At 28.3% G+C, this 11,286-nt stretch carries 11 protein-coding genes and 2 pseudogenes; 11 read left to right on the top strand and 2 right to left on the bottom strand.

From position 1 onward, the window contains the following. Window positions 1-2: 2 nt before the first annotated feature. The 11 genes from OXPF_RS15560 (at window position 3) to OXPF_RS15605 (ending at window position 9,608) form a co-directional block, all read left to right on the top strand. Complete coding sequence (locus OXPF_RS15560) at window positions 3-488, top strand: acyltransferase (protein WP_054876138.1); 486 nt, start codon at window positions 3-5, stop codon at window positions 486-488. Window positions 489-529: 41 nt separating this feature from the next. Further along, window positions 530-1,294 (top strand): glycosyltransferase family 2 protein, encoded by a 765-nt coding sequence (locus OXPF_RS15565; protein ID WP_054876139.1) that lies wholly within the window; start codon window positions 530-532, stop codon window positions 1,292-1,294. Further along, on the top strand, window positions 1,284-1,910 hold the full coding sequence (locus OXPF_RS15570) for a hypothetical protein (RefSeq protein WP_054876140.1): 627 nt from the start codon (window positions 1,284-1,286) through the stop codon (window positions 1,908-1,910). The genes OXPF_RS15565 and OXPF_RS15570 overlap by 11 nt, the downstream gene beginning before the upstream one ends. A gap of 37 nt (window positions 1,911-1,947) precedes the next feature. Beyond that, window positions 1,948-3,045, top strand: coding sequence for a glycosyltransferase (locus tag OXPF_RS15575; protein ID WP_054876141.1), 1,098 nt, complete (start codon window positions 1,948-1,950; stop codon window positions 3,043-3,045). 78 nt (window positions 3,046-3,123) lie between these two features. Then, window positions 3,124-3,357, top strand: coding sequence for a transposase (locus OXPF_RS23665; protein WP_152967780.1), 234 nt, complete (start codon window positions 3,124-3,126; stop codon window positions 3,355-3,357). 139 nt (window positions 3,358-3,496) lie between these two features. Further along, window positions 3,497-3,694 (top strand): hypothetical protein, encoded by a 198-nt coding sequence (locus OXPF_RS22595; protein WP_160317238.1) that lies wholly within the window; start codon window positions 3,497-3,499, stop codon window positions 3,692-3,694. Window positions 3,695-4,005: 311 nt separating this feature from the next. Next, entirely contained in the window at window positions 4,006-5,190 is a 1,185-nt protein-coding gene (locus OXPF_RS15585) for an O-antigen ligase family protein (RefSeq protein ID WP_054876142.1), read from the top strand. A gap of 12 nt (window positions 5,191-5,202) precedes the next feature. Then, complete coding sequence (locus tag OXPF_RS15590) at window positions 5,203-6,630, top strand: oligosaccharide flippase family protein (protein WP_054876143.1); 1,428 nt, start codon at window positions 5,203-5,205, stop codon at window positions 6,628-6,630. Between the two features lie 13 nt (window positions 6,631-6,643). Then, complete coding sequence (locus tag OXPF_RS15595; protein WP_054876144.1) at window positions 6,644-7,720, top strand: acyltransferase family protein; 1,077 nt, start codon at window positions 6,644-6,646, stop codon at window positions 7,718-7,720. 158 nt (window positions 7,721-7,878) lie between these two features. Then, window positions 7,879-8,886, top strand: a complete 1,008-nt coding sequence (locus OXPF_RS15600) for an acyltransferase family protein (RefSeq protein WP_242854423.1) — start codon at window positions 7,879-7,881, stop codon at window positions 8,884-8,886. A gap of 203 nt (window positions 8,887-9,089) precedes the next feature. Beyond that, a complete protein-coding gene (locus OXPF_RS15605) occupies window positions 9,090-9,608 on the top strand; it encodes a winged helix-turn-helix domain-containing protein (RefSeq protein WP_160317239.1) in 519 nt (172 codons plus the stop codon). Here the strand turns inward: OXPF_RS15605 and OXPF_RS15610 are convergent. Both OXPF_RS15610 and OXPF_RS23670 read right to left on the bottom strand, forming a co-directional pair. After that, window positions 9,551-10,515: pseudogene (locus tag OXPF_RS15610) on the bottom strand (transposase); the annotation flags it as partial. The gene OXPF_RS15605 and the pseudogene OXPF_RS15610 overlap by 58 nt on opposite strands. Window positions 10,516-11,128: 613 nt before the next feature. After that, window positions 11,129-11,286: pseudogene (locus OXPF_RS23670) on the bottom strand (ATP-binding protein); the annotation flags it as partial.

An 11,286-nucleotide genomic window follows, 5' to 3' on the forward strand; every position in this document is an offset into this window, starting at 1 on the left:
ATATGGATGTTTTGTTGAAAATAATAAATAAAATTATATTTCTTATTAAAGTGACTATATTAAAAATACTTTATAGAAATAGTTTAAAGGTTGGTAAGAAGTTTTCTGCTAGGAAAGGGCTTAATATAAGAATAGGTAAGAATGCCATATTGAAAATTGGTGATAATGTATTTTTTAATAATGACTGTTCATTAAATTGTTTATTAGATGTTAGTATTGGAGACGATTGTATTTTTGGCGAAAATGTTAAGATATATGATCATAATCATAGCTTTATAGATAGTGAGCAATTAATACGAACACAAGGATACCGAACAGCTCCTATAGAAATTGGCAATAATTGTTGGTTCGGAAGTGACTCAATAATTTTACCAGGTGTAAAAATCGGAAGTAATTGTGTCATAGGTGCTGGTTGCATTATTCATAAAGATATACCTAATGATTCTATTATAAAAAATATACAAGTTTTAGAGATATCTAATAGATAAGTATTAAAGAACGATTATGCATTTATATTAATGAGGTAAATATGAAAGAAATTATTTTAACTATAGTGACCGTTACATATAATTGCGAGAAGTTTTTACAACGGACGCTTGATTCTGTATATAATCAAGACTATGATTCGTACGAATATTTGATAATAGATGGGAGATCAACAGATAAAACTGTATCTATCATTGAAGAGAATATTACAAAATTTAATGGAAGATTGCGTTATATTTCTGAGCCTGATAGGGGAGTTTATGACGCTATGAATAAAGGGATAAGGGCAGCGAAAGGAAAATATGTAGGTATAATTAATGGTGATGATTATTATAATAATTTTATTTTCAAAAAAGTAATTTCAATGTTTGAAGAAAAAAATGCTGATATTATATATTCAGATCTTATTTATACAGATAATAATTATGTAGATTCTAATAAACCTTTGATGGCTAATCATCATAAGTTAATTCATAGAATGAGTGTGAATCATCCTACATGTTTTGTCAAAAGGGAAATATATGATAAGTATGGACTATTCGACTTGAATTTTCGTATAACTGCAGATTATGAAATTATGGTACGGTTTTTTATGAAGGGATGTAAATTTCATAAATCGTCACAAGTACTGGCTGTAATGGAATATGGAGGTCTGAGTAGTAATAACTGGATTACTATTAATGAGAAATATAGAATTCATAAAAAATACTATGGAAAGGTACATGCTTTAAAATATAAAGTACTAAATATTTTAATTTTCATTTATAGAAAAACAAAATGGAGATATAAAGTGAGAAATGGTAATTGAGTTATTAGGAATACCAGGATGTGGTAAGAGTACATATGTTAGAAACTTCATAAAAGAGAATAAAGATGCTTTGAACCCATTAGAATTATATCTTTATGATGATTTACGTTTTAAACAGAATATGAATAAGATTAAATTATTATTTTTATTTTTTTTATCACACCCAATAAAGTCCATTGAATTAACAATAGCTTTTAATAGAGTGAAATTTAAGTCAAAATTTACTAAACTTAAAATGTTTACGTATTTATTTTCAATTGTTAGTATATATAGTTTGTGTATTACAAAATACTCACAAAATTTAATAATATTAGATGAAGGAATTAATCAAGTGATTTGGGGAATTTCATATAATTCATTTGATTCAGAGCAAAGTATATATAAATTACAAAAACTGTTATTTCCTTATTTTGCTGATGAAATTATTTTTTTTCGGGTGCCAAAGTATGTAATTAAAGAACGTCTGTTGGCTAGAACTAATAGTGGTGGCTCCGAACTTCAAAAAGATATTTTAAAGAACGAGGAACTTATAGATAAGTCTATTTCATTGGTTGAAATAATTGCCAAGAGAGTTAATGAGTTAAGCACAATTAAACTTGTAGTAATAGATTTTTAATACAGTAATTTTTTCTGTTTGATAGAAAGGAATTTATATGAAAGAAAAAATAAAAATTTTATATATGATTCATAGCCTTAAAAAGGGTGGACCTGTTAATATGTTATATAATCTTGTGAAATTTTTAGATAAGAGAAAATTTGATATAACACTTTTAGCATTAGAAGTATGTTCAGAAAAAAATAAAAAAGATTTTTCTGATGTTGAATGTAAGATTATCGAATTAAAAAAATCTAATATTCTAAGTATATTAAAACAAGTGAAAGAATTGTTAGAAAAAATACTACCAGATATTGTACATTCACATGGGGGTATTGCTGATATAATAAATTCTAAAGTAGATGGATTACATAAAACATTTAGTACAGTTCATTGTGTACCGCATGAGGATTTTGTTATGAAGGATGGAGAATTTATAGGAAGTGTCAAAGCATTAATATACAATTATTTTATGAAAAAACTTGATTATCCAATTGCGTGTTCTGAAACTGTTGCAAAAAAGATTGAATATAAAACAAATTATAAAATTGATTATATTCGTAATGGTATTGATTTTAAAAATAATAATATCCAGACCAAAATTTTTTTCAGAGAATATCATGGAATTGATAAAGATAAAACTATATTTGTTTTTTGCGGGTATCTTTCTAAACGTAAAAATGTTAGCTTAATATTAGAAGCATTTAAAGTAATTCAAAGAACAGATATAGTATTTCTAATATTAGGAGACGGACCGGAATATGAACAATTAAAAAGGGATGCCCAAATAGACAATCGTGTAATTATGATTGGAAGGGTAAGCAATGCTTTTGAATATTTACCATATTGTGATTATTTTATTTCTGCATCACTCTCAGAAGGTCTACCTCTGGCAGTACTAGAGGGTATGTCTTGTGGATTGCCAGCAATATTATCTGATATTGATTCACATCGCGAAGTGGCAAATCTATCAGAAGATTCGGTTATTCTATTTAAAAATAATGATTGTGATAGTTTAGTTAAATGCATATCTGAAATTAATAAAAATGATTATGATAAAAAATCTAATGCAGCATCAACTCTAATAAGTCAAGTGTTAAATTCAAGAATTATGGCAGGAGAATATGAAAAGAGGTATATAAATATTAAAATTTAAATAAATAAAATGAATAATTGATGATGTATTAGATTTAAAAACTATCAAAATAAAATTACTATAGGATTAGATTAACTTTTGATCTTCTTCCCGAAAATATGGTCCACTCTTAATGCGAAAAATGATAAAATTAATAAAAAAGAGTGGGGAAAATATGAAAAGGGCAAAATATGCAGAAGAACAAATAGATTTCACATAAAGCAAGCAGAGCTAGGCACTTCTGTAGATGAAGTATGCAGGAAAATAGGGATTTCTGAGCAAACATTCTATAGGTGGAAAACAAATAGGACGATATGGTTTCAACCGATGTAAAGCGGCTTAAATAGCTCAAAGAAGAAAATAGGAAGTTGAAACAAATTGTAGCTAACCTCAGCTTGTATAAAGCGATGTTTCAGGATGTGCTATCAAAAAGTTCTAAAGCCTGTCGGAAAAAAGGGAATGCTAAAATATCTTGGAGAAAGCTTATGAGGTAAGTGAACGAAGATCATGCAAGGTATTGAATATAAATAGAACAGCATACAGATATAAACCAAAGAAGGACGAGCAGGCAATAAAATATACCTTTAATAATAAATTAAAGCTGGTTTTGTATCAGATCAGCTTTATGATGAAAAAAGATCAAGGTTTTGAAAATAAGAGATACGTATAGTCGTGAATGCCTGGCTATTTATATAGATAAATCAATAAAAGGTGAAGCAGTAGCCAATACCTAAGTGATTAGAGCTAAATGAAGGGTTGCCCAAGAAAATAAAGGTAGATTATAGTCCGAAACTCATATCGAAGTCTCTTGATGCATGAGTTTACTTGAATAATGTGCGATTGAATACTCAAGACCAGAAGAGCCAACTGATAATACGCATATTAGATCTTTCAACGAAAGCCTCAGCGATGAATTGCCTGAATATATATAAGAATACAAATGGGAGTATCAACATAATTCTTATCAAGGTGTGATTAAATATGAAAACATTTCTAATATATATGTATGTAATATATGTTTTATTCTGTAACGGTACAGTTTTTCTAGGTGTTTTATATGGAAATATGATTTCTGTCATTATTTTTCCTGTATTTATATTGGCTGCAATACATAGAAAAAGAATTATTAAGCAAAATTTTGCGCGTTTTAGTATATTAGCAATTCTATTTATATTATCTCAAATTATAAATGCATATAATGAAATCAATTGGGTACATGTAATTCTATTATTAGAAAAGATGGCTGTGGTTGCAATAGCACAAGGTTTTTTAAGCCATAAACAATTTATTAAAGTATTTGTAAATTGTTTATGTATGATTTCTTTGATTAGTATAATTACTTATTTCTTATATATATATCAACCTAATATTTTGCAGCCGTTTATAATGTATAAATTAGTCAATAATACAATCTATGTTATGACGTATTGGCATACAATCGGGTGGGGTATTGCATTTAATAGAAATGCTGGTCCATTTTGGGAGCCAGGTATGTTTGCTTGTTATTTGATTATTGGGTTATTTTTTTTATTGTTTATCGATGAGATATTTTCTAGTAAGTATAAAAAAGTAGTTTCTGTAATATTTATTATGACGATATTAACAACAAAGTCGGCTATGGGATATTTGACATTAACTTTTATGATGATTGCATACATATTTAAATACCATGATGTTTCTAAAAGATTCTTTTTTATGAAATATGTTTTTACATTATTTATTCTTTTTATTTGTATTATGTTAACAAATACACCAATCATTCAAGATAAGTTTTTTTCAGATAATTCATCAATTCAAGCACGTACTTTAGATTTGTATGGTGGCATCTCAATTATTTTAAAGAATCCTTTTTTTGGCGTGGGATATAAATCGGCTTTATCAGAGCAATTAGAAATAGAATTAGGTACAGGTGGCAGTTCAAATGGTTTGATTCAAGGTATTTATAGAGGAGGAGGATTATTTTTTACCGTACTTTTATTTTTTTATTATTGTGGTTGTAAACAATTGCTAAGTAAGAAATTTGAGGCTGTAATATTATATATCATACTATTGATGTTAATGGCTTCTCAACCCATACAATTCTTTTCTATAATACTTCTATTTGCCTATAAATTTTCTGATGAAATTATATCTCAAAATATTGAATGTAAACCCCAGTTTAATTGAAAGTGTGATTAAATGAAAAATATTAATATAAAGTCTGTTTTAAATGATATAACGGTCAAGGCTAGTTTAGGCTATTCTATCGGTAACATATTAATAAAAGGTATAAGTTTTTTAACGTTACCAGTATTTACGAGAATTCTTTCAACATCCGATTTTGGTATTTATAATTCTTATATTGCTTATGAAACAATTCTATACATGATAATAGGTATAACTTTGCATGACAGTATACGGAGTGCTAAATATGAATTTAAAAATTCATTTAATGAATACATATCATCTATAACTTTAATTGTTATATTGAATTTATGTGTGTCACTTTTAATCGTACATATATATAGTGAGCAATTAAGTAAGTTTACTGGTTTTGAAAAAATTATTCTAAATATTTTATTAATACATAGTGCATGTACTGCAATTTTATTAATTTATAATTATGTTATTACTTTAAGCTACTCCTATAAACAATACTTAATAATGGCCTTCTTGAATACTGGGCTTAATATCGGATTATCGTTATTATTGATTAGTCAGGAATGTATTGAGAAAAAGTATTTAGGACGGATATTTGGTGCTTCAATATCAATGATTGTTATATCATTATGGATACTTCTTTATTTTTATAAGAGAGCTAAGCCGGTATTTAATTATGACTATTGGAAATTTGCCATTAAATATAGTATTCCTATAGTACCACATGGATTATCACAAGTTATATTATCACAATTTGACAGAGTGATGATTCAACGAATAGTAGGTGCATCAGAAGCAGGTTTATATAGTTTCTCATATACATTATCAACAATTTATAAAATTATTATTAATTCACTTGAATCGACATGGTCACCTTGGTTTTATGAGCAAATGGGGAAAAAAAATTATGATAATATAAGAAAAAGATCTAACGTATATTTTATAATTTTCTTATTTATAATTATGATTCTTGTATTTATTACTCCAGAAATAACAATAATTATGTCAGGAAGAGATTTCTGGAATTCAAAGTATACGACAATTCCCGTATTATTAGGTTCTTTTTTTGCTGCGATTTATGTAATACCTGTACAAGTTGAGTATTACTATAAAAAAACTAGTTTAATTGCTATGGGTACAATTGGAGCGGCAATTATAAATATTATTTTAAATGTTATATGTATAAATAAATATGGCTATATTGCTGCAGCTTATACAACATTATTATCATATTTTATAAATTTTATTTTTCATTTGATAATGACTTATAAGATTATTGGTTTCATGTTATTCGATTTAAGAATGATTGCATTAATAGTAATTTGTTTATTTTTTATTGGGATAATAAGCTTATTTGCAATGGAAAAATTCATAGTAAGGTTCCTATTTTTAATTATTTGGAGTGTTATATTAAGTATGATGCTTTATAAAATTATTAATAAGGATTATTTAAAGGGAGATGAATAAAAGAGGTGGAAGAATGAACAAAATCTATGTAAACAAATATACAAATAGAAATATCCTCTTTGATTTTATTAAAGGTATAGCTATAATATTTGTGGTAGCAGGGCATTCGATTCAATATGGATCTGGATATATTTTTTTGAAATATGAAAGTTATTTTTACAACATAGCATTTAAGTTAATATATAGTGTTCATATGCCATTGTTTATGCTTATATCTGGTTATTTATTTTATCAGACTTTTTACAAGTCTGATAAAATTATTATTCTATACAATAGGATTATGAAATTATTAGTTCCAATATTTACATGGGCATTCTTCACAATATTAATTAAAATTACAGAAAATCTTGCTAATGGAATTGATGTAAATTATAAAGAAATAATTACACTGTATTTAAAGACGTCATTATTACATTTATGGTTTCTATGGTCAATTTTCTATTGTTCTATAATTATAATACTCGTAAACCATTATTTTAATGATAGTATCATAGCTTATATATATATAGGCTTTAGTATGCTATTTATACCTGATGCTTTTAACACTCACTTATATAAATATATGTATCCATATTTTATAGGTGCATACCTCTGGAACAAATATGACATAAAATCAAAAATGGCTAATATGAAATTAATAATTAAGACTGCTACTTTTCTTGCATTATTTTTATGCTATATAATATTAATACAATTTTACGATTACGATAGTTATATATACACTTCTAAAATTTTTTTGTTTAGTAATCCAAACTTTATGTATCAACTAGGTATTGATATTTTTCGTTGGATGATTGGGATTATAGGTTGTAGTTGGATTATTATATTATGTATATTCCTGATTAATAAAGTTAATTTATACATAGCAAGAGTAGCTATAAAAATTATATCTTTTATTGGTAAACATTCATTAGGAATATATATTATTTCTGAATATATTAACATTTATATTCTAAAAAAGATAAATAAAATATGTTGTTTCAATATAATAATAATTGAAACAATTATTATTATTATTTGTTCATTAATAATTTCTATTATTCTCAATAAAATAAAATTTACTAGGATATATCTATTGGGCGGTAGATAATTAAATAGTTTATATTGGGGCTGCGTTGAGAGTTGGTGATGTTTATCAATGCAGTCCATGTTTAAATTTATAAATAGAATAAATTAGAATATATTGAAAGGTATATAATGAAAGTGAATTATAAAATTGATGAAGAATTGTCGAAAAGAATTACATGTATGAGAGCTATTTTGTGCGTTCTAATAGTGTTCTTACATTCCAACCTTACCTCAATTCAGAATTTCAATGATACTATGATGTGGGCAGTGGTAAAAATAATTAAAGAAGTTTTATCGGTTATAATTGCAAATCTTGCGGTTCCCCTATTCTTTGTTATTTCAAGTATGCTTTTATATTCAAAAGAATTTACATGGAAAGAAAATATTGTAAAAAAAGTTAGAAGTATAGGGCTCCCTTATTTTCTGTGGAATACATTACTAATTTTATTTTATTTATTTGTGCAAAACATTCATGTGCTGAGAACTTACTTTTCTGATTGTTCTACCTTAATAACTCAATTTTCGTGGGAAGATTGGATTGATGCGTATCTTGGAATTTTCAATAAAACTCATCCAATTATAGGTCCATTTTGGTTTTTAAAAGATTTATTTTTTATGAATGTTTTAGCTATAGTTATTAAGCGTATTGTAGATAAAATTCCTTTTTTCTCTTTTGGAGTAATTGTGTTATTCTGGATAGGGATATTCGAAGTACCTTATATCTCTAATCTGTCAGTTGTTTTTTTTACATTGGGTTACTTTCTGGTGAAATATAAGATCAGTGTAAAAGCAATTGACAAAATTAATGCTAAAGAAATTATTGCACTGTATCTTCTTTTGATAATACTAGTATTGAAATTGGGTAGTAAATATTTTATTTTACAGAATATTTCAATTTTGTTTGGAATGCTTACATTAATTTATGTGTCAAAACATCTAATTCAGTCGGATTTATTTAATCTTTTCATTTTAATAGCACAACATTCCTTTGTTATTTTTGCATGTCATAAAACATTAGTGACAATTTTTTTTAGAATTGCTTTTAAACTTTTACCACAAATATTAATTGTAGAACTATTCCAATATTTATTTATACCGATATTAACAATTGTTTGCTGCATTATCTTGGAAATAATTATAAAAAAGTTATCACCAAAATTTTGTAGAATGCTTGTTGGCGGTAGATAAAAGCAAAGTACAAAAACTTATAAGGTTCCTATAGTTGTTTTTGGTAGAATAGAAACCAAGCAGAGCGGAAGTTAAAAATCCCTGCATAAAATGGAAGAACTCCATTGCAAGCACCCCTCAAATAATATAACCTTTTTAGTGACCAAACTGAAAAGGAGAATAAGGAGATGCTAACAATGGAGCAAGTATATCGTATCAAATATATGAAGAAATTTGAAGGGAAAAGTTTAAGAAAGATTGCTGATATCACAGGACATGATTTTGAAACAGTAAAGAAGTATGTTGAGAAAGATAATTTTAATATAGAAATCCGGCCTAAACAGATTAGAACAGGAAAGCTCTCACCATATAGAGACTTGGTAATCAAATGGTTGACCGATGATGAGAAGGCACCTCACAAGCAGCGTCATACTGCCAAACGGGTATATGACAGGTTGTGCGAGATTTACAAAGATGAATTTAATGCTTCTGAAAGAGCAGTAAGAAGCTTTGTAGCAAAGCTTAGGAAGGAACTTAAGATTGAGACTGATGGCTCACTTCCACTTGACCATCCTCCGGGAGAAGCTCAAGTAGATTTCGGTGAAGCAAGGTTTATTGAGAATGGAACTACATACGATGGCCACTACATAAATATATCCTATCCCCATAGTAATGGTGGACATACTTCATTTAAAGGGCAGTCAGCATCTTCTAAAGAGAGTTTGTTCTTTAAAGGAATATAAGCAGTTTGAAACTTTAAATCATGAAATAAGTAATGATAAATCTGAATGATATCGAAAGCGGCATCACCTTATGAATACCCTAGGGTTAATGAGAGGATGTTTGGCGAAGAAATCCTTAAAAACGGGTATGAGAGCCTTTGAATCTGCAAGTATTTATCTTTATCAGGAGAATCGGATTTTTTCTCGACTGTGATATCGACATGAGATTCAAGAAACTTCTTATTGTAGAAAGAAATATCCCTTACAATGCCAAGACCGTTGGTTATAATACCAAATTTAAAGGAATAGCAGAAATGCCCATTGGCTGGATTGGAAGCAGCATGGGAGGGCATAGAGGCGTAGGCAGCTTTATAAGGGTCATAGGAATCGTCAATCTCATTAGCTTTTTTAAAGGATTTCAGCTGTTTGATAATACGGTTTATGTATTTAGGGTTATTCTCGGTAACAAAACCTTCAATACCAGAGGTATCAAATATGGTCATTTCAGCAAGTTTGGGATCAATCTGTTGGCATATCGGTTCGGTAATATCTACTAAGGATTCGAACATGAATTGTAAGTCTAAAAGGAAATCCTGCTTGAAGCAGGGAACTTAGAAGCATCAGGAACTTTGGTAAGCCCGCAGAAATCTCTTAATTCTTTAGAGTATTGAAGAAAAATGATTAACAGGGAATCTGTAGGTATGGAAAAAATACGTTGCAAAATCAGTGCCCAAAGCATGGCGTAAGGCTGAAATTTCCGGGGCCTACCAGTAGAAGCGTAAAAGTGGTTTTTGAAAGAAGCAGGAACCAACTCGTCAAGATTGATGTTATCCTCAAGCAGGGAAAGGAACTGATATTTATCATTTTCAAATTTTTCTTTGCAATCAGAAAAAATATCTGCCAAAGAAAGCTGTTTATATGGTAACATATGTGTATAACTCCTTTCTGAGGTAGTGGTGAATTTGTTTTTCGACAATTCAATTTTACCATAAATCAGTGAGGAGTTGTTTTATTTTGTAACGAAAAAGTCATGTAATTATGCGGGTTCTAGCGTTTCGCAAACGCCTACTAGAATCAAACACGAAAGGAGATTAACTTACGAAACATTTTTCGTGTCTTGACAATGGGTAGCACATAGAGGATCTTTTCAGAGCCATCCGGTTTAAGGTGGATTTTTAAAAATCAAGTGCCCTACAATATCTTTTAAACTAAATAACTGTTAATAATATTTATTCTCTTTACTTGCAGCTTTGCATAGAGCAAACGTCATTAATATTATAAATGTAAAAATTATTAAGCCTATATACAACATATAATCACTTCCAGTTAAGTTCTTAATTTCATAGTATAACAATACTTTGTTTATTCGGTTATAATTATGTTAAATATAGTTTAATTTATTGCAAATGATTATTGAAAAAAGCTATAATCAATACTGCCATAATGTAATTGAATATTCCGGTGCGGTGAAACCGAAGTTCCGGTGAATTGGAAACCTCCTGACCGGAACCGGAAACCGCATTCGATTGACTTAATAAAAACTATTCACTTTGAGATTTATCTAAACCATATACCTCTCGCATTGAAATATCTTTAGTAGGGTCGATGCTTTCGATATTGATTTTGTAAGCATCATGTACAATACGATCCAGTATGGCATCTGTTAATGGGCCATCTGCTCCGCCAAGTTGCTCATACC

The sequence above is a fragment of the Oxobacter pfennigii genome (genome assembly GCF_001317355.1).
GTDB lineage: Bacteria > Bacillota > Clostridia > Clostridiales > Oxobacteraceae > Oxobacter > Oxobacter pfennigii.

Excerpts from the sequence above, each read along its gene's own strand:
- OXPF_RS15605 (WP_160317239.1), top strand. The coding sequence starts at position 9,090 with ATGAAGAAATTTGAAGGGAAAAGTTTAAGAAAGATTGCTGATATCACA.
- OXPF_RS15595 (WP_054876144.1), top strand. The coding sequence starts at position 6,644 with ATGAACAAAATCTATGTAAACAAATATACAAATAGAAATATCCTCTTT.
- OXPF_RS15585 (WP_054876142.1), top strand. The coding sequence starts at position 4,006 with ATGAAAACATTTCTAATATATATGTATGTAATATATGTTTTATTCTGT.
- OXPF_RS15575 (WP_054876141.1), top strand. The coding sequence starts at position 1,948 with ATGAAAGAAAAAATAAAAATTTTATATATGATTCATAGCCTTAAAAAG.
- OXPF_RS15560 (WP_054876138.1), top strand. The coding sequence starts at position 3 with ATGGATGTTTTGTTGAAAATAATAAATAAAATTATATTTCTTATTAAA.
- OXPF_RS15565 (WP_054876139.1), top strand. The coding sequence starts at position 530 with ATGAAAGAAATTATTTTAACTATAGTGACCGTTACATATAATTGCGAG.
- OXPF_RS15570 (WP_054876140.1), top strand. The coding sequence starts at position 1,284 with ATGGTAATTGAGTTATTAGGAATACCAGGATGTGGTAAGAGTACATAT.
- OXPF_RS15590 (WP_054876143.1), top strand. The coding sequence starts at position 5,203 with ATGAAAAATATTAATATAAAGTCTGTTTTAAATGATATAACGGTCAAG.
- OXPF_RS15600 (WP_242854423.1), top strand. The coding sequence starts at position 7,879 with ATGAGAGCTATTTTGTGCGTTCTAATAGTGTTCTTACATTCCAACCTT.